This window comes from Providencia rustigianii DSM 4541 (assembly GCF_000156395.1).
Taxonomy (GTDB): Bacteria; Pseudomonadota; Gammaproteobacteria; order Enterobacterales; family Enterobacteriaceae; genus Providencia; species Providencia rustigianii.
Genome location: NZ_GG703818.1, coordinates 720,870 through 741,731, shown reverse-complemented (window position 1 = coordinate 741,731; position 20,862 = coordinate 720,870). Strand labels below are relative to the sequence as shown.

The 20,862-nt window shown below is 40.4% G+C and carries 18 protein-coding genes and 1 tRNA gene; 12 read left to right on the top strand and 7 right to left on the bottom strand.

The features are described from left to right. Positions 1 to 3 precede the first annotated feature (3 nt). The 5 genes from PROVRUST_RS08500 to PROVRUST_RS08480 all read left to right on the top strand — a co-directional run bounded on the left by PROVRUST_RS08500 (position 4) and on the right by PROVRUST_RS08480 (position 2,769). Positions 4 to 687 (top strand): hypothetical protein, encoded by a 684-nt coding sequence (locus tag PROVRUST_RS08500; protein ID WP_006814369.1) that lies wholly within the window; start codon positions 4 to 6, stop codon positions 685 to 687. 52 nt (positions 688 to 739) lie between these two features. Continuing rightward, on the top strand, positions 740 to 1,153 hold the full coding sequence (locus PROVRUST_RS08495) for a DMT family transporter (RefSeq protein WP_006814368.1): 414 nt from the start codon (positions 740 to 742) through the stop codon (positions 1,151 to 1,153). A gap of 20 nt (positions 1,154 to 1,173) precedes the next feature. Next, positions 1,174 to 1,500 (top strand): DMT family transporter, encoded by a 327-nt coding sequence (locus PROVRUST_RS08490; RefSeq protein WP_006814367.1) that lies wholly within the window; start codon positions 1,174 to 1,176, stop codon positions 1,498 to 1,500. A 161-nt stretch (positions 1,501 to 1,661) separates the two neighbouring features. Then, positions 1,662 to 1,997 carry a tRNA-binding protein gene (locus tag PROVRUST_RS08485; protein WP_006814366.1) on the top strand — a complete coding sequence of 112 codons (336 nt, stop codon included), beginning with the start codon at positions 1,662 to 1,664 and terminating at the stop codon, positions 1,995 to 1,997. 70 nt (positions 1,998 to 2,067) lie between these two features. After that, a complete protein-coding gene (locus PROVRUST_RS08480; RefSeq protein ID WP_039854800.1) occupies positions 2,068 to 2,769 on the top strand; it encodes an AraC family transcriptional regulator in 702 nt (233 codons plus the stop codon). 2 nt (positions 2,770 to 2,771) lie between these two features. On the opposite strand, the gene PROVRUST_RS08475 is transcribed toward PROVRUST_RS08480, so the two are convergent. Continuing rightward, on the bottom strand, positions 2,772 to 3,140 hold the full coding sequence (locus PROVRUST_RS08475) for a DnaJ family domain-containing protein (RefSeq protein WP_006814364.1): 369 nt from the start codon (positions 3,138 to 3,140) through the stop codon (positions 2,772 to 2,774). Positions 3,141 to 3,599: 459 nt separating this feature from the next. Between PROVRUST_RS08475 and PROVRUST_RS08470 the strand changes: the two genes are divergently transcribed. The 7 genes from PROVRUST_RS08470 (at position 3,600) to PROVRUST_RS08440 (ending at position 11,926) form a co-directional block, all read left to right on the top strand. Then, positions 3,600 to 5,171 (top strand): AbgT family transporter, encoded by a 1,572-nt coding sequence (locus tag PROVRUST_RS08470; protein WP_006814363.1) that lies wholly within the window; start codon positions 3,600 to 3,602, stop codon positions 5,169 to 5,171. Positions 5,172 to 5,822: 651 nt separating this feature from the next. Beyond that, on the top strand, positions 5,823 to 7,139 hold the full coding sequence (ugpB, locus tag PROVRUST_RS08465) for a sn-glycerol-3-phosphate ABC transporter substrate-binding protein UgpB (protein WP_006814362.1): 1,317 nt from the start codon (positions 5,823 to 5,825) through the stop codon (positions 7,137 to 7,139). A 67-nt stretch (positions 7,140 to 7,206) separates the two neighbouring features. Further along, positions 7,207 to 8,094 (top strand): sn-glycerol-3-phosphate ABC transporter permease UgpA, encoded by an 888-nt coding sequence (gene ugpA, locus PROVRUST_RS08460; RefSeq protein WP_039854797.1) that lies wholly within the window; start codon positions 7,207 to 7,209, stop codon positions 8,092 to 8,094. Then, positions 8,091 to 8,936, top strand: coding sequence for a sn-glycerol-3-phosphate ABC transporter permease UgpE (ugpE, locus tag PROVRUST_RS08455; RefSeq protein ID WP_006814360.1), 846 nt, complete (start codon positions 8,091 to 8,093; stop codon positions 8,934 to 8,936). The genes ugpA and ugpE overlap by 4 nt, the downstream gene beginning before the upstream one ends. 2 nt (positions 8,937 to 8,938) lie before the next feature. Beyond that, a complete protein-coding gene (locus tag PROVRUST_RS08450; RefSeq protein WP_006814359.1) occupies positions 8,939 to 10,009 on the top strand; it encodes a sn-glycerol-3-phosphate import ATP-binding protein UgpC in 1,071 nt (356 codons plus the stop codon). Further along, entirely contained in the window at positions 10,006 to 10,749 is a 744-nt protein-coding gene (gene ugpQ / locus PROVRUST_RS08445) for a glycerophosphodiester phosphodiesterase (RefSeq protein WP_006814358.1), read from the top strand. The genes PROVRUST_RS08450 and ugpQ overlap by 4 nt, the downstream gene beginning before the upstream one ends. A gap of 208 nt (positions 10,750 to 10,957) precedes the next feature. Then, on the top strand, positions 10,958 to 11,926 hold the full coding sequence (locus PROVRUST_RS08440) for an Rpn family recombination-promoting nuclease/putative transposase (protein WP_006814357.1): 969 nt from the start codon (positions 10,958 to 10,960) through the stop codon (positions 11,924 to 11,926). Positions 11,927 to 11,997: 71 nt separating this feature from the next. Here PROVRUST_RS08440 and pta read toward each other — a convergent pair whose 3' ends face one another. The 6 genes from pta to dicD form a co-directional block, all read right to left on the bottom strand. Beyond that, positions 11,998 to 15,231: an autotransporter Pta gene (pta, locus tag PROVRUST_RS08435; RefSeq protein WP_006814356.1), complete on the bottom strand. Its 3,234-nt coding sequence runs from the start codon at positions 15,229 to 15,231 to the stop codon at positions 11,998 to 12,000. Positions 15,232 to 15,721: 490 nt separating this feature from the next. Further along, a complete protein-coding gene (locus tag PROVRUST_RS08430) occupies positions 15,722 to 17,092 on the bottom strand; it encodes a class-II fumarase/aspartase family protein (RefSeq protein ID WP_039854793.1) in 1,371 nt (456 codons plus the stop codon). Between the two features lie 12 nt (positions 17,093 to 17,104). After that, complete coding sequence (locus PROVRUST_RS08425) at positions 17,105 to 18,661, bottom strand: PTS transporter subunit EIIC (protein ID WP_006814354.1); 1,557 nt, start codon at positions 18,659 to 18,661, stop codon at positions 17,105 to 17,107. Positions 18,662 to 18,877: 216 nt separating this feature from the next. After that, positions 18,878 to 19,630, bottom strand: a complete 753-nt coding sequence (locus tag PROVRUST_RS08420; RefSeq protein WP_006814353.1) for a MurR/RpiR family transcriptional regulator — start codon at positions 19,628 to 19,630, stop codon at positions 18,878 to 18,880. Between the two features lie 277 nt (positions 19,631 to 19,907). Next, a tRNA-Phe gene (locus tag PROVRUST_RS08415) sits at positions 19,908 to 19,983 on the bottom strand. A gap of 125 nt (positions 19,984 to 20,108) precedes the next feature. Next, positions 20,109 to 20,681 (bottom strand): division control transcriptional repressor DicD, encoded by a 573-nt coding sequence (dicD, locus tag PROVRUST_RS08410; protein ID WP_409264020.1) that lies wholly within the window; start codon positions 20,679 to 20,681, stop codon positions 20,109 to 20,111. Between the last annotated feature and the right edge of the window lie 181 nt (positions 20,682 to 20,862).

Sequence of the window (20,862 nt, the reverse complement as noted above, 5' to 3'; positions counted from 1 at the left end):
AATATGAATGAAAAATTAATTGAGCAGATCGTATTACGGGTACTGCAGCAGATGAAACGGCGGGTGTTGGTTTTATTGTCTCCGAGCCAAGGGTATCAACAGGCGGTCTACCAGCGTTTAGTCCAATTACCGGCAGTTTCTTTTTCTTTCTATGCCACCAAGGAGATGTTAACGAAATCGAATATCGAACAATGGCAGGAACTTGGGCAATTATTGGATTTAACAAGTTTTAACGCTGAGAAAATCACTGAGTATCACTGTGTTTTTTTACCTTTCATCGAAACTAAGACATTAAATGAAGTGGTAAATGGCTTATCAGTGAGTGAAGAAAGTCAGTTTGTTTTACACGCTCTATCACAGAATATTCCAATAATGGCATTGAAATACCATTGTTGCCCTGATAGTGAGTTAAACCAAATATTAGGCCTAAATAAAAATGAACAATATGGAAATTTAATAAAAGAGAATATTAATAAAGCAATTTCATTAGGTATTCAATTCGATACATTTAATAATATTGAAAATAAAATACTCATTAAAAATGATGAGATATCGAATGAAAATAAAATAGACCAGAATCGCTATATTACTTTGAGAGAAGTAATGAATGACCCAAAGGAATATTCCCTAAATAAAAATAAATTGACAGACTCGGCAATGGATTATTTAAAGTCTCTAAAAAAATAAATTTCATTTCAATTTAATATTTTAAACGTCTATCTATGTAGGAGTATTATCTATGTCCTCTAAAGCAAAAGCGTGGCTTTGGATGCTGGCGGTTATTATTTCTGAAACCTCAGCAACATCCACATTAAAAATGTTCGATAATAGTGAAGGAACAACCAAATCATTATTATTAGGTTTAATCGTCGTTCTTTATGTCATTTGTTATTACTCTCTTTCTCGCGCAGTAAAATATATTCCCGTTGGGTTAGCTTATGCGACTTGGTCAGGTACCGGTATTTTAATGGTTTCTACATTAGGCATGATTTTTTATGGGCAGCACCCTGATATGGCAGCAATGATTGGTATGGGCGTGATTGCTTCAGGTATCGTGATTATGAATCTGTTTTCTAAAATGGGCGCCGATGAGGAAGAGCCAGCTGAAAATTCAGAGGCATCAATATCTTCAACGAATAAAGTCGCTCATTAATAAGTAAAGAGGAAAAGAGAATGTTTACTGGATTTTTATGGCTGGCGCTGTCGATTGGTTCAGAAATCACTGGCACATCAATGATCAAAAAAACCAATAGCTTTAGTAAATTAGGCCCATCAATACTCGTGATTATTGCCTATTGCTTATGTTATTTCGCGTTAACCCGTGCGATGGGTTATATCCCAGTGGGTGTGGCATATTCATTATGGTGTGGTTTTGGGATTGTCGGTGTCACATTAGTTTCTATGATTTTATATAAACAAAAACCCGATGTTCCAGCGGTGTTTGCGATGGGGTTAATTATCTCTGGTGGTATTATTATGAACACCTTCTCAAATATGTAGTGAGCAGCACAATACTCATATAGGCATTGATTATTACTTGTCTAATCCGGTAATAATCAATGCGTGTTTTACGATATAAAATGAATGTTTGGCGCTAAAAGAAATTTTCTTTCCTATGATAATTTAACTGCCTATTGGTGGTTTTATTTAGGAATTAAGTGATGCAAGTTATTGAGTGGGATGATTTCACGAAAGTTGAATTACGCGTTGGTACTATTATTCGCGCTGAAATAAACAATAAAGCTAGAAACCCAGCTTATGTTATGGATGTCGATTTAGGGGAATTGGGGATTAAACGTTCAAGCGCTCAAATCACCGTGCATTACACCCCAGAAGATTTAATTGGTAAACGTATCCTATGTGTGTGTAATTTCGAGATTAAACGTATTGCAGGCATAAAATCTGAAGTGCTAATTACCGGTGCTCCTGATGAAACGGGGGCGATTGTATTGGCCGAATTTAATTTACCTGTCCCTAATGGTTCCCGCTTAGCCTAATCAGTGATACTGCATTTTATTGATTAAAGCAGCTATACTCCTATTGTATTTTTCTCAGTAGGAGCTTCCTTTGTTGTTACCTGAATTGCATTTTCGCCAATATTCTGACGAAGTTATTTCTCATCAACATGATGGGCAGTGGCAGGTGGTATTTGCGTTATCAGGCTCCATGGAAATTAATATGCACCGCCAACACTGGCTATTGAATGCAGGGCAAGGTGTCGTGATCCCGCCAAGTGTCAGTCATGCTTTTAGTGGGGAAATCGGTAATCAAAACTATGTGTTAGAAATGCCCGCGACAGCGCAATGGGCATTGAATGAGAAAATGACGCACTTTTCGCTCACCCCTGCTGCGATAGGATTGCTTAATTGGCTGCAAAATTTCCCACAAGCTCCTGAGCAAAATTTTTCTGTCGCACGTTTATTATTGGCTCAATTAAAGTCTGAGAATCGTTGGATTGATCAGTTCAGTCAGTGGATTGAATTGAGATTACATTTACCGCTTAGCTGTGAGGATATTGCTTCAGCATTTTTTATGTCTATCAGTACGTTGCAGCGCAAGATAAAAGTCGAAGTAGGAATGACTGTGATGCAATTTTTATTGCAAAAAAGAATGGAAGCAGCGGGTAGTCTCTTGTTGACCCAGCAGGCGATTGAGCAAATTGCAGCATTAGTGGGGTATGATTCGCACTCCGCATTTGGTCAAGCATTCCGACGATTTTATGGCAAAACGCCCCAAGAATATCGATCCCAAGCATTAACCTATCGCTAAATTTATTTAGATATTAAATGGTGGGATAGTCTTGTTGAATATTCACCATATAAAAAATCAGTATTGATATTGGCTTGCTTTAATTTTAATTCGAGCAAAGCTAATTGTTGACTTATTGCCATATATTTAGGGTTATCAGGTGAAAGTTGCTGCAATATATGCAGTAAATTTAAGGCTTCTTTTTTCTGTTGTAGTTCAGGAGGTAGATACCCTGAGTTTTTCAGTATGCGATATCCTGCCCTAAGTTCTTCCGGCACTTGGCTATCATCATCGAGTTGGAGTGGCTTACCTTCCCCATTCAGATTTGATAACTCCCCTTTATTTAATGCTTCTTGAATATGGCGCTCAGCCCAAAGATCAATGACAGACATGATACTCAGCTTAACTGTGAATGAGCTCTATATTATAGCGTTCATTTTAGTCGTTTTAAAATGAACTTTAATGATAGTAACTTCATTTATAATTTCTTTGTAAATCAATGTGCAAATTTTAAATTTCAAAAATAGCGGCTAGGTATATTAAATAAAATAAAACAGGTAAAAACTGATATATAGGTAGTAATAAATAAGGGAAAATAGCTTATTAATATGATGAAATTGTTAGCTTAAGCACATTTTTCATAATTAATTATATTTTATTTTCATAGTTAATTTTATTGGCATTAATGAAATTTTAAAAAACTAATATCGTATTTTGTTGGTCTTAATGGTGATTGTTAGCAAATGCGTTCGATTTGTATCAGATTTGTTGATTTTAAATTGTGCTTTTGTAATTAGGAGAAGAGAAAAACATTGTGTAATGTTCGTTTTTCTTGTTTATAAGGAGAAAATATGGAACAAAAAAAGCAAGAAGGAAGCCGTTTTTTACGAACGGTTGAGTGGTTAGGCAATGCACTGCCACATCCTGTTATCTTATTTATTATTTTAATTGCTATTTTATTGATTTCCTCAGCAATAGGTCAGTATTTTGGTGTTAGTGTTCCAGACCCTCGACCAGAAGGCGCAAAAGGTCGTGCAGAAGATGGCATTATCCATATTGTTAGCCTATTAGATGCCGAAGGTATTCGTAAGATTCTGTCTAATGTCGTCACAAACTTTACCGGATTTGCGCCTTTAGGCACGGTATTAGTGGCGCTATTAGGTGTGGGAATTGCAGAACGAGCAGGTCTACTATCCGCAGCAATGCGTCTAATTGTTATTAAAGCGCCTCGCAAGCTAACGACTGTAGCAGTTGTCTTTGCTGGGATTATGTCTAATACCGCAGCAGAACTGGGTTATGTTGTTTTAATTCCGTTAGCAGCAATTATTTTCCACTCATTAGGTCGTCATCCATTGGCTGGACTTGCTGCTGCATTTGCTGGTGTTTCTGGTGGTTACTCTGCAAACCTATTATTAGGCACTGTAGATCCTCTGTTATCTGGGATCACGCAACAGGCCGCACGTATTATTGATCCAACCTATGTGGTAGGGGCTGAAGCCAACTGGTATTTTATGTTTGCGAGTACTTTTCTGATCACTATTTTGGGTTACTTCATCACTGAAAAAATTGTTGAGCCACAGTTGGGGCCTTATGAGGGGGGTGGCGTTGACGAAGATGAAGATAAACTCCGAGCATCTGCTGAAGTTACTCCTTTGGAGAAGAAAGCGTTATTCTGGGCATCGGTGACATTTTGGGGATTAGCTGCGATTTTGGCAATGATGGTTGTTCCAGAAAATGGCATCCTACGTAACCAAGAGACGGGACTTGTCAGTAACTCACCATTTTTAAAAGCCATTGTTGTCTTTATTTTTATTTTCTTTGCTGTACCTGGAATTGTGTACGGCTATATTGCGAAAACCCTGCGTAGTGATAAAGATGTGGTTGATGCAATGGCCGGCGCGATGAGCACACTAGGCCTCTATTTAGTGATTATTTTCTTTGCGGCTCAGTTCGTTGCCTTTTTTGGTTGGACAAATATAGGGCAAGTTATTGCGGTTAAAGGGGCGAGTTTCTTGAATAGTATCGACCTGCATGGTGGAGTGCTATTCATTGGGTTTATTCTGATTTGTGCATTCATTAACTTAATGATTGGTTCTGCTTCTGCTCAATGGGCGGTCACTGCACCGATATTTGTTCCTATGCTGATGTTAGCGGGATATTCGCCTGAAACTATTCAAGCGGCATACCGTATTGGTGATTCAGTGACAAATATTATTACGCCGATGATGAGCTACTTTGGGTTGATCATGGCGATTGTGGTGAAATATAAGAAAGATGCTGGAATTGGTACCTTGGTTTCGATGATGTTACCGTATTCAATTATCTTTTTCATTGGTTGGTCACTATTCTTTATTATTTGGGTTTTCGTATTAGGTATCCCTGTTGGCCCAGGCTCTCCTATTTATTTCAATCAAGGAAGTTAGTGAAATAAACTAATTTATTTTATAGAAAGGGTGGATACATCATTATTCGCCCTTTTTACTAATTAATCTCCTATATCGATTATCATATTAATTAAAAAAAATAAAAATAAAATTTTATTGTTCAGTATATAAGGATGAATATTTAACTTCACGCAGATTCCGATTTGTTAGATAAGTCTTTTTATTCTAAAATTATATTGTGTAATGGATTTTAACTCTCAATATCTATGAGTTTATTGCTTTTAACGTTATGTAATTAAAGCTATTTATCTTTCTGTGTCAGTTGAGTCATAATAAAGGTAATCAATATGGATAGAATGACGCTATCAGCTAAATTATTTTTAGCTTCGATTTTTACTGGTTTATTTATGTTCCCAATTTTTTGTTATATGCTCATTTTTAGCTAATATTAAAATGACACATAGATAAAGTCATCAATTTATATAATAGGAAATATTGAAAATATTCCCTATTTGTCATGGTATTGTCATTTACTAGCGATGTGTTTGTCATGGTTCCGTCATGTCATCGCTATATTTCTGTCATTTCTCGGTGATAAATTCTCTCTCGAACATACACTGCGTGAATTCGCACATTTTTGTGTAAATTTCGGCGGTGTAAATCTCAGTAATCATAAAGAGAGAAAATGGCATGGCATCGATAAAACATTCTGCTCTAGCAATGATGTTAGGTTTTGCTTTCACCAGTCAGGGAATGGCCGTTACAACGATTCCTTTTTGGCACTCAATGGAAGGTCAACTCGGTGAGGAAGTGAATTCCCTTGTGACTCGCTTTAATGACACTCATCCAGATTACAAAATTGTTCCAACCTATAAAGGGAACTACGAGCAGAGCCTTGCAGCAGGGATTGCTGCATTTCGTTCTGGAAACGCACCCGCTATTTTGCAGGTTTATGAAGTAGGTACGGCGACAATGATGTCATCGAAAGCCATTAAACCGGTGTATGAGGTTTTCCAAGATGCAGGAATCAGCTTCGACGAATCCCAATTTGTTCCGACAGTATCCGGTTATTACAGTGATGCTAAAACGGGGCATTTACTCTCCCAGCCATTCAACAGTTCCACGCCAGTGCTGTATTACAACAAAGAAGCGTTTAAAAAAGCCGGATTAAACCCAGATGAGCCTCCTAAAACATGGCAGGACTTGGCGCAATACACCGCTAAATTACGTGATTCAGGAATGAAATGTGGCTATGCCAGTGGGTGGCAAGGTTGGATCCAAATCGAAAACTTCAGCGCTTGGAATGGGCTACCAGTCGCCTCAAAAAATAACGGTTTTGATGGCGCTGATGCGGTGCTGGAATTTAATACCCCAGCTCATGTTAAGCATATCGCCCGTTTACAAGAGATGAATAAAAATGGCACTTTCAGCTATTTAGGACGTAAAGACGAGCCAACCGAAAAATTCTATAACGGTGACTGTGCGATCATCACAGGTTCTTCTGGTTCCCTCGCAAATATCCGTAAACATGCCAAATTTGATTTCGGTGTTGGCATGATGCCATACGATGCAGAAATTCCAACGGCACCACAAAATGCAATTATTGGTGGCGCTAGTTTATGGGTGATGAATGGTAAAGATCCTGCCACCTATAAAGGTGTTGCACAATTTATGCAATTTCTTGCAGAGCCAGAGAATGCGGCTAAATGGCATCAAAATACCGGCTATTTACCTATTACGACGGCGGCTTATGAGCTGACTCAGAAATCCGGTTTTTATGATAAGAATCCTGGCGCTGATATCGCCACGCGCCAAATGTTAAACAAAGCACCACTGCCTTACACCAAAGGCTTACGCTTAGGCAATATGCCACAAATCCGTACTATTGTTGACGAGGAACTTGAATCAGTTTGGTCAGGTAAGAAAACGCCACAACAAGCGATGGATGCTTCTGTTGAACGTGGTAACCAATTACTGCGTCGTTTCGAAAAATCCACTCAGCAGTAAATTCTCAAGCCCCTCTTGGGAATAAGGGGGGCTTGGTATCACTGAATCAGAGTTTATTGGGTTATTTATGTCATCATCTCGTCCCGTTTTTCGTTCCCGCTGGTTACCTTATGCTTTAGTTTTTCCTCAACTCATTATCACGGTGATTTTCTTTATTTTGCCGGCAGGACAAGCCCTTTGGTACTCACTGCAAAATATCGATCCCTTTGGGTTATCAAGTGAATTTGTTGGATTGGAAAATTTCACTCAGCTATTTAGTGATAGCTATTACTTAGATTCTTTTTATACCACGATGATTTTTAGCGCATGGGTGGCGGGAAGTGGTCTACTGATTTCCCTTTTTTTGGCTGCGTTAGTCGACTATGTGATTCGAGGAAGCCGTTTTTATCAAACCCTCATATTGCTACCTTATGCAGTTGCCCCTGCGGTTGCCGCAGTATTGTGGATGTTTTTATTCAGTCCCGGGAGAGGGTTGATCACCTATGGATTAGAATCTTTAGGGTATTCGTGGAATCACGCTCAGCATAGTGGTCAAGCCATGTTTTTGGTGGTGTTAGCCTCAGTTTGGAAGCAAATCAGCTATAACTTTTTATTTTTCTTTGCGGCATTACAGTCAATTCCGCGCTCTTTGATGGAAGCGGCGGCGATTGACGGTGCAGGTCCTATTCGACGCTTTTTTAAAATCTCATTACCGCTCATTACGCCCGTGAGCTTTTTCTTGCTGGTGGTGAATCTGGTCTATGCCTTTTTTGATACTTTCCCTGTGATTGATGCCGCCACAGGAGGCGGTCCTGTACAGGCGACGACGACGCTGATTTATAAAATCTATCGTGAAGGTTTCTCGGGATTAGATCTCTCTTCATCCGCAGCGCAATCCGTGATCTTAATGTTTTTAGTGATCATCTTAACTATCGTTCAATTTCGTTTTATCGAACGTAAGGTACGTTACCAATGATTGAAAAAAATCGTGGGCTCGCTATTTTCAGTCACAGTATGCTGACGTTAGGTATCTTGATTATTTTGTTCCCTCTGTATGTGGCATTCGTTGCCGCAATGTTGGATGACAAAGCGGTATTCGATACACCAATCACGCTGATCCCTGGCTCTCATTTATTGGAAAATATCAGCAACATATGGAATAACGGTGTGGCGGCTAACAGTGCCCCATTCTGGTTAATGTTAGTAAACAGTACCATTATGGCGCTGGTCATCGCCTTTGGAAAAATCACTATTTCAATGTTATCGGCATTTGCCATAGTTTGGTTCCGCTTCCCGTGCCGTAGCTTATTTTTTTGGATGATTTTCATCACATTAATGCTGCCAGTGGAAGTGCGTATTTTTCCAACGGTCGAGGTCATTTCCAACTTAAACATGGTGGACAGCTATGCGGGACTCACGTTGCCACTTATCGCGTCTGCGACAGCAACGTTTTTATTTCGTCAATTTTTTATGACTTTACCCGATGAATTAATTGAAGCGGCACGTATTGATGGCGCTTCTCCGATGCGTTTTTTCTTCGATATTGTTTTGCCATTATCCAAAACCAATTTAGCGGCGCTTTTTGTGATCACTTTTATCTACGGTTGGAATCAATATTTATGGCCAATCCTGATCGTCGCTGATCCGAGTCTAGGAACCGCTGTTGCAGGGATCAAAGGCATGATCGCTTCTGGAGAAGGAACCACTCAATGGAATCAGGTGATGGCGGCAATGCTGTTAACCTTAATTCCTCCTGTTGTTGTTGTATTAGCGATGCAGCGTGCCTTTGTGCGTGGCTTGGTCGATAGTGAGAAATAACCATGGCAGAATTAAAACTACAGGCTGTTAGTAAAAGTTGGGATGGCAAAACCCAAGTGATTAAACCCTTAACGGTGGATGTTGCTGACGGTGAATTTATTGTGATGGTGGGACCATCCGGTTGTGGGAAATCCACGTTATTGCGTATGGTCGCGGGGCTGGAGCAAGTCACCAGTGGGGATATTTGGATTGATAGAAAACGTGTTACCGATCTTGAACCAAAAGAGCGCGGTATCGCGATGGTATTCCAAAACTATGCACTTTATCCCCATATGAGTGTGGAAGACAATATGGCGTGGGGGTTGAAAATTCGCGGTATGGGGAAAGAAATTATTCGCCAAAAGGTGGCTGAAGCAGCGCGTATTTTAGAACTTGATGGCCTGCTTAAACGTCAACCTCGTGAGCTATCAGGCGGACAGCGTCAGCGGGTAGCGATGGGGCGTGCAATTGTCCGTGACCCTGCGGTTTTTCTATTCGATGAACCGCTTTCTAACCTAGATGCCAAACTACGCGTGCAAATGCGTCTTGAACTGCAACAACTTCATCGCCGTTTAAAAACCACCAGTTTATATGTGACTCATGACCAAGTTGAAGCCATGACACTTGCACAGCGCGTGATGGTGATGAACAAAGGTATTGCCGAGCAAATTGGTTCTCCAGTGGAGGTCTATGAGTGTCCTGCGAGTCGCTTTGTTGCCAGCTTTATTGGCTCTCCTGCAATGAATTTATTGGAAGGTACTTTGAATTCTGATGGGACTCGTTTTGAGCTAGTGGGTGGAATATCTCTTCCGCTGGGTAAGTCATATTTACAGTGGGTAGGGCATGGGTTAACGTTAGGAATTCGACCTGAACATTTACAGCTTAGCTCCGCGTCTAAAGGGGGCATTCCATTGATTGTAGAAACGCTGGAGATGCTTGGTGCTGATAACTTAGTGCATGGTCAATGGGGCGGACAAAAAGTGATTGTTCGTCTTGGTCATGAACAGCGACCGCAAGTCGGTACTACGCTGTGGCTTGATATTCCTCAAGCCCATCAGCATTTTTTTGATACTCAATATGGACACCGTTTATGAGTCATTGGCCTTATCCAAAAATTGTCGCCCACCGAGGCGGTGGAAAATTAGCACCGGAAAATACGCTTGCCGCCATTGATGTGGGGGCGAGCTTCGGGCATACCATGATTGAATTTGATGCTAAATTATCTCGTGATGGCCAAATTTTTTTACTCCATGACGACACTCTTGAGCGCACCAGTAGCGGAGCTGGAATTGCGGGAGAGCTTGATTGGGAACAATTAGTTAAAATTGATGCGGGTAGCTGGTATAGCCCAGAGTTTGCTCACGAGCCTCTGCCATTATTATCGCAAGTTGCTGAGCGTTGCCAACAGCACGGCATGATGGCGAACATTGAAATCAAACCAACTACGGGTTTAGAAACCCAGACTGGCACCGTGGTTGCTCTGGCGGCTCGTCAATTATGGCAAGGTCAAACAGCACCGTTACTTTCTTCATTTTCCGTTGAGTCTCTTGAAGCGGCTCAAGCCGCAGCACCTGAATTGCCACGCGGTTTATTGCTGGAGGAGTGGCGCGAGGATTGGCGTGAACTGACAACACGTTTAGGCTGTGTCTCTATCCATTTAGATTATTTGTTATTAGATGAAGATAGAGTTCGTCAATTAAAAGCCGCAGGACTGCATATTCTCGTGTATACGGTGAATGACCCTGCACGAGCGAAATTATTATTAGATTGGGGCGTGGACGCTATTTGTACTGATCGTATTGATTTAATCGGTCCAAATTTTCCCGCAGAGTAAATTAAAAAATCTTTTTATTTTGAATTACACCTCAATGAGCAATACGCAGATTGGGGTATTTTTTTATGGATGAAATAAGTAAATAATTCGATTAAAAACAATGCATTAAATTGTTAACTAATTCTCGGTAATTAGGACTAACTTTTTCTCACTCTCCTGAAGATATTGGTTAGTATCTCGTCATCTTCCGAACCAAGATGAGGCCGAGATGGCGACCCAATCAATTGTAGCTCCTCATGATTCAACCTTTAAAGGCTTTATGAGCAAAGTGGATAATGCGCGGGATTTTTTTGAAGTCCATCTTCCTAATCGCATTAAACACCTTTGCAATTTTGATACGTTGAAATTAGCCAGTGCTTCATTTGTGGATAAAACGCTGCGCTCTCGCTTTTCGGATATGCTCTATTCCGTGCAAACGCTCAAGGGTAAGGGGTATTTTTACTTCTTGGTTGAGCACCAATCTTCTCCCGATAAGCTGATGGGATGGCGGCTGATGCATTACGCATTTTGCGCGATGAACCAGCATCTTCAGCAAGGGCACCAATCTTTGCCGTTGGTGGTTCCCATCTTGTTTTATCATGGAAACCAATCCCCTTATCCCTATTCCCAATCATGGACGGATTGCTTTCAGTGGTCTGATTTAGCTCATGATTTGTATTGCAATCCACTGCCGTTAGTGGATGTCACGGTGGCATGTGATGATGAACTTATGAATCACCGAAAAGTCGCTGCGATGGAGTTAGTTTTTAAGCATGCATCTCTACGGGGTGACGTATTCGGATTATCGGAACGCTTAGCTCAGGTACTTAATAATAATCAGAATCATCAAGATGATGTTATTTTGATCATTAATTACCTCTTTAGCGTTATGGACACTCCTGCTTATACTCATATAGTAAAAACATTGGTTGACCAAACAGAAAAGCATCAGGAAACCGTGATGAATATTGCACAGCGATTGAGAAATGAAGGAATGGAAAAAGGCATGGAAAAAGGAAGGAAAGAGGAACGAATGATTAGCCAACAAAAATTAGCGAATGAACGTCAACATTATCAGCAACAAATGGCACTAAATCTACAACAACAAGCGATAATGAGCTTAAAGTTAGGTTTGAGTGTCGATATTATTAGCCAAATTACTGGGTTATCTCCCTCTGATATTCATGCGCTTCGTTAATCAGTATGAAAATAGTAAAAGTTGGGCTCCGTAAAGACAGAGCCCAACATTTTTACAGACTCAAAGTGTGATTAGAAATTCACTTTCAGTGTTGCATTAATACCACTTGAACTCACATCACTATTGTACTGACCTTGGTAAGAAACTCCGAAGGTAGTTGATTTATTCAACTGAGCATCAACACCTAAGCCTACACCGAATAGGTTATCCAGTTTTCCACCACGTAAAGTCGCTTCACCGGAATTAGATAAATACAGTTGAGCTTCCGGACGGTTATCACCAAACAGGTGGCTTGCAGAGACATCGCCTTTCAGAGCCATGTTGATGCTGCCTGCAGTGAATGGATAACCACCACGTAAACCAATGGTACCCACTTGGATATCTTGATTGTCAGTTTTAGTACTGAACTGCATATTGCCCACTTGCTCATTGATACTGTCTGTTGAAACATGTAGCCAGTTAAATCCAGCATACGGTTCAATAGAGTATTTATCATTATTCAACTGGGTATAAGCACCTTCCAAGAAGAACTGAGTGATTTTTGCATCATAGCTGGTGGAGTTATAACCTGAAGTTTGTCCGACCCATAATGTGCGTTTAGCATCACGATCTTGGTTAGTGTGAGTAATACCATAGTTTACTGCGGCTACATCTTTGATGTTGGAAACACCATACAGACCGACATGGAGGTCATTACTGTCAATTTTTCCGTATTCGTGAGCTTTATAATGGGTTGAACCAGCCCCGAAGAACAGACCTGCTTTGGTATTTTCAGTGACATCAATTTCTGCACCGACTAAGCCTGCGTAGAAATCCACGTCCATATTGCTATAACCGTAGTCCAGATTGCCCCATTGACCTACACCAGTCATCCACATACGAGCATTACTGTTTTCGAGGTTAGCATAGCGACCATGACCGACACCAATAGCCTGATCTTTCACGGTACGGGTTAAGCCTAATACGTTCACTACACTTGCTGTGTTCGCATTCAGTAGCATGTCGTTGCCCAATGATTGATAGGTGCTACTCAGGTCATTTGCGCTCATTGGTAATACAGCATCAAACAGCTGGCCTTTTGCATTACTGTCTAATGTATTCGCAATAGCACGGCCATTTTCATTGTTTGCAAAGGTCGCTAAAGTTGTATCGCCTTTTTTGCTAATTGAGCCTGTAATCGTATTATTTTTTACAGAAACATCTTTTTGGAATAATGCGTAATCATCCGATATCGTATTATTTGGCGTTGCTGCTAAGGCTTTAGCTTTTGCACGGCTATCCACTAGATTATCTGCATTCACCGTACCTTGAACGGTATTGCCATTCAGATAAACATCTTTTAATTGGCCGACATCACTTGCGGCTACATCGAGTTGAGCACCTTGATTTAACGTCAGATTACCGACATTTGCATTGTGACCCACAGCAACCAAATAGGTGCCTTTATCATTGATATTGATGTTGGCTTTATGACTTTGATTAGAAGTCAGCTGACCTTTTTGAGTGAACGTGTCGTTATAACGGTCGATCACGCTGATTGTACCGCCGTTTACATTCACATCCGCAGTACCGAAAGATTCAGTGAAGCCATACAGTGTGCCTTGTTCAACGGTAGTACCGCCACGATAAGTGTTGTCGCCAGTCATGACCAAAGCGCCTTGACCTTTTTTCACTAATGCACCGTCATATAAACCCGCATCGATTTTGGCTTGAATAGCTTCGGCACGTTTTTGGTAATACTCTTGACGCCATTTTTTAGCATCATTGATATCGACAATGTGGGACGCAGGGTCTGGATTACCATCGTTAACAACGAAGTTATCACCTAATTCGTAATTTCCTCCCGCATCGATACCGTTATTTTTATAGTCGGTTAACCATGCAAGATCTTCGACTTCACGCTGATCGAGCGCTGCTTGGGAGATATCGTTAGTCCAAACATCAAGTGGGGTGGAATCTAAGTTATATTCGAATTTACCTAGGAATTGACCCGGACCGTACATGCCTTTTTCTAAATCTGGTGTACCCCAGCCGTAGCGCTCATCGGGTACGCCATCTGCGGAAGTCCAATTTTTATACAGAGAGCCGTCAGGATTGTAACGATTGGCAGTGGTAAACATCACATCGCGAACTTGCAGGGCATTCATGGATTGATAACGAGACATCAACACACCCATAGCGCCGGTAACATGTGGGGCTGCCATAGATGTTCCGCTAAAGGTATCCCAACCTGGATTACCCTCTTCATCAACAACAGTCGAGTAGATAGCACGGCTTGGTGCAACGACAGTCCACCATTTCGCATTGCCCGCTTCGTTGAACATACCTTCTAGTTCATAGCCAGTTTTAGCCGCATTTTGTTTCATGCCTGCAACTGCAATCCAATGTTTTTCAGCTTGTGGATTAAAGTAAGGGTAGAGAGGACGATAGTATGGGTTAGCAAAATCACGGTTACCGGTGGTAAAGACTTGAACCACATTGGTGCCTTTCACCGCATCATAGGCTGCATCGACAAAAGAAGGTTTGTCGCCATACACTTTTTTGAAATAGAAATATTCGTATTCAGTTTGCTGAGTGGTATCAGCAGGTAAATGAACGGTGGTATTACCTCCGTCAGGGCCGGTTGTTTTTACTGTATTTATAATCCGTGTATTGGTACCCCAGCTGTTATTAATCACCTGAGCACCGTCATCGACCATTGCTTTCCAGCCAGTATAGAAATATTGATAGTCTTGATAAGGACCATAGTTATTGCTATCTGTTGCGCCAGTATTACCGACATAGACATCAGAACCCCAAGCAACACCGTGCATACCATTTCCATCACGATTTGCCCCAACAGTACCAGTAACATGGGTTCCGTGGGTATCATTGACGCCTTTTATCCAATTTCCATCGACATCAAATGGCTGGTCTTTTTGATAGTTTCCACCCATTTCTTGTGGGTAGCGCATGCCTGTTGAGCCATACTCACCTTTGGCTTTTACCGCATGGAAGCGGGAGCCGCTGAGTTCTTCGTGAGTTAACAGTGCACCAGAATCCATTACGCCAATTTTAGCGCCTTGCCCATGATAACCAAGGGCATAAGCACTGGAGGCATTCATTGCCGCCAGTCCCCAGTCATTTTTATATTCTTGGCTTTCCCAACTCTGTTTGTCACCAATTTGTCCCGCTTCTGAATATGCGAGGGTATAACCGGAAAATAGCAGTGCAGAAGTAATAACTGAAAGCTGAAAAAGCTTTTTATTTACGGAAACTTTATTTTTATGATGAGTATATGGTATTGACACATGTGCTTTGTTCATTCTGATACCTTTGTTATAAATAAATTAATAACGATAATTAAGAATCAAAAAATAGAATCGCAGCGATGATGTGTGTTTTATAAAAATAAATGTTTGAACGGCATCTCAAAAACTTCCTTTTTATCTAAAAAGTAGATTTATTGACTGGTTAATCACATATAAAACAGGCTAATAGCACGGGTTTAGAACAAATAGCATGATAATTAAATGAGTAAAATTAAAAGGTTTATTGTTTTTAAATATAATTATTAATTTTTGAATAGATTTATTTAGAATAGAATAGAAGTGATAACAATAGCATTAGATTATGTAACAAATTTAAATATAATAGGTAGTGTATTTTACTTAGGTATTAATTTTTTGATGAAAAATAAAGAAATAAAAAACTATTGATAATTTTATTGAAGAGGAAATTGTTGATTTATTGCCAATTAAAAAAGAGTACCCCATAATTTTAAATAGGGTACTCTATTTATTAGTAGACTCGCATTTATTTATACAGTTGGTTAATTTCTTTCACCGTTGCTAAACCACGCTTCGCTTCTTTTTCTGCAATCTCAACAGACAAGCCAATATAAGAACGAGGGTCGAGCATTGCTTTGATTTCATCATTACTAAAAGCTGCGGTAATTGTTTCGTTTTTGATTAAATTGGTATAGAAGTCCTCACCGTCAGCGGCAGTCTTAATTGCCTCTTCATAGAGTAGTGAGTGGGCTTTATCTTTGCCGAGTTTTTCCGCCATTTTCATCATTACGTATTCAGTATTATCGAGCCCTTTATTTCTGAGTACGTTATGCAACATTCTATCTTCGTGAGGAACGAGGGTTCTTGATAGTTCCTCGGTTCGTAAGAGGATTTCAGTTGTCAGCTCTAAAGCCTCTTCAATTAGCCCATCAAAGAGCATGTATGAGCTGCTATCACCTTCATACGGTCTAACTGCTGAGTACATCCCAACACTCGGTAAAGAGTATAATTTTTGGGAGTTCGCAATGATCCCTTTGGCTAATTTAGGGTTAATTTTGTGTGGCATAGTGCTGCTGCCAACCGTGCCTTTGGTAAACCCTTCAGAGACTTCAGCAATTTCTTCAAGTGTTGTGCTATAAACTTCTTCACCAATTTTATGGCAGATATTCGCCATCAGGGCTAAGTTCGCCATGTACTCTAATTTATGGGTACTTAGATTTCTGGATGGAACCTCCATTGCATGCATACCGGTTAACTCAGCTACCCGTTTTTGCACTTCTAAACCAATGCCCGGCATTGAGTTAAAGGCTCCAACAGCGCCCCCCATCATGATGGTAAATACGCGTTTCTCACATTCACGCATGCGTTGGTAGCAATCAATAAAATCGCTGATCCACACAGACACTTTATACCCATAAGTAATTGGAATTGCATGGCGTCCGTGAGTTCTACCCGCCATGACCATGTGTTTGGTTTTTTCTGCCAGCCCTGATAAGTTTTCGATGATCTCACCTAACAGCAGCATAAATTTATTATGCACCGTCTTCATCATGTACAGCTGTGAACTTTGCTGAATATTCTGAGTGGTAATCCCATAATGGATATATTTTCCACTTTCCTCAGAACAGGCGTTCACTAACACTTTTAAGAAAGGCACGAATCCATGGCCGATTTTTTGATAAATCCGGTTCATTTCTTCGAAATCAATATTCTCAATCACTGCCTTTTCTTTGATTTCATCGGCAGCAGACTGGGGAATGAACCCCAGTTCAGCTTGTGCTTGAGCTAACATGGATTCAAACATCAACCAAGTATTGTATTTGGCTTCATTCGATAGCAGCGCTTTTATGCCACGGTCATCGATAGTTTTACTTTTAGAATCATATAAGGCTCTCATCATATATCCTTTTTATTTCTTCATTGCTTCATCAACAGCGTTGCGAACAAATTCAACTTTCGGTCCATAAACGACGTGGACGTGGTTTGCCGATGGAAAGAAGAATGCGGTACATCCTGATTCCAACATTAACTCTTTATCGATCTGGTTAACTTCACCAACATCAATACGCATACGGGTAATACAGTTATCAACGTTACGAATATTTTGTTTGCCACCTAGGGCTTGAATCAGAATTTCAGCAATTTCCCCATAACGTTTTTCTTTAATTAAAGTATTTTTCAAGTTACTAGATTCTTCACGACCTGGTGTTTTGATATCAAATTTCACTATCGCCCAGTAGAAAATAAAGTACGTTACGACGGCTAAACAGCCACCAATAATCACTAAGAATATCCAGTTGGTATGTTCGTACAGTAATCCGAAAATAGTGAAGTCAAATACTGTGCCTCGAATATAACCAATAGCGACACCGGCGAAGGAGAGCAGCACCGCCCCAATTCCCACTATGATGGCGTAAATTAAATACAGCAGCGGTGCGATAAATACGAAGGTAAATTCGAGAGGTTCCGTCACGTTACCGAGCATGGCGGTCAATACCATGGTTACCAGCATCGATTTGACTTCAGCGCGGTTCTCTTTCTTAGACGTTTTATAAATGGCTAACGCAATGGCAGGGAACAGGAACAGCGTCACCAGCATTTGCTGTTGTGCCATAAAGCGCGTCAGGCTTGGCATCATCGCCCAGTATTCACTGTCAGGACCTTGCTTAAATAGGACTTCAGTCAGTGCAGGAACAACGCCAACAAATGTTTGCCCATCAATAACATAAGTACCACCGGCTTCTGTAAATCTAAATAGCACGTTCCAAACGTGGTGTAAGCCAAATGGAATAAACAGGCGTTCGCCACCCGCAGTAAAGAATGGTCCTACAGGGCTGAGGAACACAGCCGAGAGTTTCATTAAGCCTTGAACGAGTACTTCCCAGATAAACGGTAAGGTTGCGCCCACCATGATCATCAACCCGATCATGATGATGGAGACGGATTTTTTACCAGAGAAGAAAGCAAAGGCTGTTGGGAGTTCAAGATTATAGTATTTATCCGTTGCCCATGCGGCGATTAAGCCCGTGATAATCCCCCCCGCAGCACTGATATTCAGGGTTTGTATCCCGAGAACCTTGATTTGCCCAACTTGTCCCATGATAGCTGGGTCAGCGAGTTTACCTGTGAGCACCAGCCAGATGTTCATAGTGATAATCAAGGCGAGATAGCCGACAACGGAGGCAAAGACGGCAATTCCTTTATCGCGTTGGCTCATCCCATAAGCGACACCCATTGCGAATAGCAATGGAATATTATCGAAGATGACGCCAGCAATAGAGCGGATACTGATTAATAATGCGTTAACAGTTTCATTGCCGAGGAATGGGAATCGCGCAATCATATAGGTTTGAACTAATGCACCACTGATCCCCAGTATCATACCTATTGGAGCCAACACGCCAATGGGGAGGAGTAGGGTCCTACCAAAGCGTTGGATTGACTCACCAAACTTTCTTTTAGCCATATTTTTTCCTTATGACGAAGAATATTGAAATTAGGGAAATACTAGCACTGGGTTTTTTAAAAGAAATGATATTGCGGTTTTAAATATTATCTCAGGTCATTATTTATGACCTAGGTCATTTTGGTTGGGTAAATAACGAGAAAAAGAATAGGTAGATATTAATAAAGTAATATCGTTAAATAGAATTTAATTTTAATAAAAAATAAAAAGGTAGTTTTAATTCGAACTTAACAACATATTTTCCAGTTCATTAATCAATAGGTCGACAAGGATAAAGAATCCCGTTCTCGATTTTGAATCATCGCGCTTAGTATCATAACTATCAGCAAAACAAAATAAGCTATTGGTGGAGTAGGCGGTGAGTTCATTGGTATGGAATGCGGTCATGCTAATAATATTGGCATCTTTGAGTTGCACGATTTTTGCAGTTTCAATGATCTTTTTAGTGCCCCCCGAAAGGGAGATGAAAATGACGGTGTCATCCTTGTTGACTAGGCGTGTAAAAGAGTCAGATAGATTGTAATCATTGATAAAAAAGCAGTGTAACCCAAGAGAGAAGAGTAGGTGCTCTAGGTAGTAGCCAACAGCTTTACTCGTTCCTCGCGCAACAATAAAGATATTGCGTGAATGGCGTAAGGTTTTTGCACAATCATGAATTTGCTCTTCATTAATCAGTGTAAAAGTTTTATGGATATTATTTTCTAACTGTTTTTTATAAGAAGCAGGATTTTTTTTCTCTGCTTTATTTTGAGATAATATATGGTTATTAATCTGGAATTTAAGTTCTTTAAATCCACTAAATCCTAATTTTTGGGATAAATTAATTATCACCGTTTTAGACACAAAGGTTTTAGCAACTAATTCATTAATATTTAAATAGGGAATATCCGCGATATTATCAGTAAGATATTTTAATACTTTTTTTTCACTGACAGTTAGGTTGTCATAGTTTTTTAGAAAATCCAGCATATCCCACCCGATCAATTTAGTTTCAAAATCCCATCAAAGTACAAGGGGCTAAATAGTATTTATGATGACGTTGACACTGTGTGAAGTGAGCAAAGGCCCAAGAGATTGGATTATACGTTAAAGCCATATTTTATGCAGGTTTTCAGCTAGGATTTTTCGAGACAATGGGATGATTAGAGAAATACGGGATTGTTTAGATAGCTAGGATGAGGGGGAGAGATGAATTATCAATGTTTATATAAGCAAAAACCCGCAATTAAGCGGGTTCTTTAAATAGTGGTGCCCGGACTCGGAATCGAACCAAGGACACGGGGATTTTCAATCCCCTGCTCTACCGACTGAGCTATCCGGGCAACGGGGCGCATTAAACCGTATTAGGCTGTTCTCGTCAATGCATTTTTGATAAAAAAAACCTTTTTGTGATCGAGTGTTTTCTTTTTCGACAAAAACAGCCTGTTTAACGCGCGAATGGTTTTTTTTAGCTTAAAGCGCCTTTTTTACGGCACAATGCGATGCTTAAAATATCTTCAGAAAGTTGCTGAGCAATTTCGACATCATTAATATCTCGATTGACCAACAGACGATTTAAACAGCCTTCAAGGACTAACTCCATTTGATTGGCGACCAATTCGGCATCTTCAATATCAAGTTCATCTAACAATTGCTTAGTGAAGTTAAATGAGTTGGCTTTTTGCAGGCGGCTAAGCTGATGAATTGGATGCTCAGCATCCGGATAGTAATTACAGGCGGAAATAAATAAGCAGCCGGGGAAACGTCCTTCACGGACTTTCTCTGATAATTGTTGGTAGCGAGCCATTAATTTCTGTTGTGGGCTGAGTTGTTCATTTAATAATGTTTGACGCTGCCAAATTTCAATTTGTTGTCCATGATAACGCAGAGCGTCATAAACCAGTGCTTCATCGTCAGGCCAGAATTGGCGGAGCGTGGTAAAATCGGATTCGACTTCAGTCAGTAAGTTTTCGGTGGATGCAGATAAACCCTGTTTTTCTAGTTGGTTTAGTGCATGACTCAGGATCGTGTCTCGCTGGATACTCATTATTATCTCCATCACCAGATTTGCAGATTTTTTCTCATCATAGCAATGATCAAAACCGATTTATAGGGATTTACTTTGTTATAAGTTCAACGGTATTTGAGGAGGAAGGATGGGGGGAAGGGATTAAATTGACAAAAATAGAGTGGCAAAAGAGATAGAGAGGTAAGTTCCTCTC

What these genes read in the sequence shown, in the direction of transcription:
- PROVRUST_RS08500 (WP_006814369.1), top strand. Translation starts at nt 4, where the DNA reads ATGAATGAAAAATTAATTGAGCAGATCGTATTACGGGTACTGCAGCAG.
- PROVRUST_RS08495 (WP_006814368.1), top strand. Translation starts at nt 740, where the DNA reads ATGTCCTCTAAAGCAAAAGCGTGGCTTTGGATGCTGGCGGTTATTATT.
- PROVRUST_RS08490 (WP_006814367.1), top strand. Translation starts at nt 1,174, where the DNA reads ATGTTTACTGGATTTTTATGGCTGGCGCTGTCGATTGGTTCAGAAATC.
- PROVRUST_RS08485 (WP_006814366.1), top strand. Translation starts at nt 1,662, where the DNA reads ATGCAAGTTATTGAGTGGGATGATTTCACGAAAGTTGAATTACGCGTT.
- PROVRUST_RS08475 (WP_006814364.1), bottom strand. Translation starts at nt 3,140, where the DNA reads ATGTCTGTCATTGATCTTTGGGCTGAGCGCCATATTCAAGAAGCATTA.
- PROVRUST_RS08470 (WP_006814363.1), top strand. Translation starts at nt 3,600, where the DNA reads ATGGAACAAAAAAAGCAAGAAGGAAGCCGTTTTTTACGAACGGTTGAG.
- ugpB (WP_006814362.1), top strand. Translation starts at nt 5,823, where the DNA reads ATGGCATCGATAAAACATTCTGCTCTAGCAATGATGTTAGGTTTTGCT.
- ugpA (WP_039854797.1), top strand. Translation starts at nt 7,207, where the DNA reads ATGTCATCATCTCGTCCCGTTTTTCGTTCCCGCTGGTTACCTTATGCT.
- ugpE (WP_006814360.1), top strand. Translation starts at nt 8,091, where the DNA reads ATGATTGAAAAAAATCGTGGGCTCGCTATTTTCAGTCACAGTATGCTG.
- PROVRUST_RS08450 (WP_006814359.1), top strand. Translation starts at nt 8,939, where the DNA reads ATGGCAGAATTAAAACTACAGGCTGTTAGTAAAAGTTGGGATGGCAAA.
- ugpQ (WP_006814358.1), top strand. Translation starts at nt 10,006, where the DNA reads ATGAGTCATTGGCCTTATCCAAAAATTGTCGCCCACCGAGGCGGTGGA.
- PROVRUST_RS08440 (WP_006814357.1), top strand. Translation starts at nt 10,958, where the DNA reads ATGGCGACCCAATCAATTGTAGCTCCTCATGATTCAACCTTTAAAGGC.
- pta (WP_006814356.1), bottom strand. Translation starts at nt 15,231, where the DNA reads ATGAACAAAGCACATGTGTCAATACCATATACTCATCATAAAAATAAA.
- PROVRUST_RS08430 (WP_039854793.1), bottom strand. Translation starts at nt 17,092, where the DNA reads ATGAGAGCCTTATATGATTCTAAAAGTAAAACTATCGATGACCGTGGC.
- PROVRUST_RS08425 (WP_006814354.1), bottom strand. Translation starts at nt 18,661, where the DNA reads ATGGCTAAAAGAAAGTTTGGTGAGTCAATCCAACGCTTTGGTAGGACC.
- PROVRUST_RS08420 (WP_006814353.1), bottom strand. Translation starts at nt 19,630, where the DNA reads ATGCTGGATTTTCTAAAAAACTATGACAACCTAACTGTCAGTGAAAAA.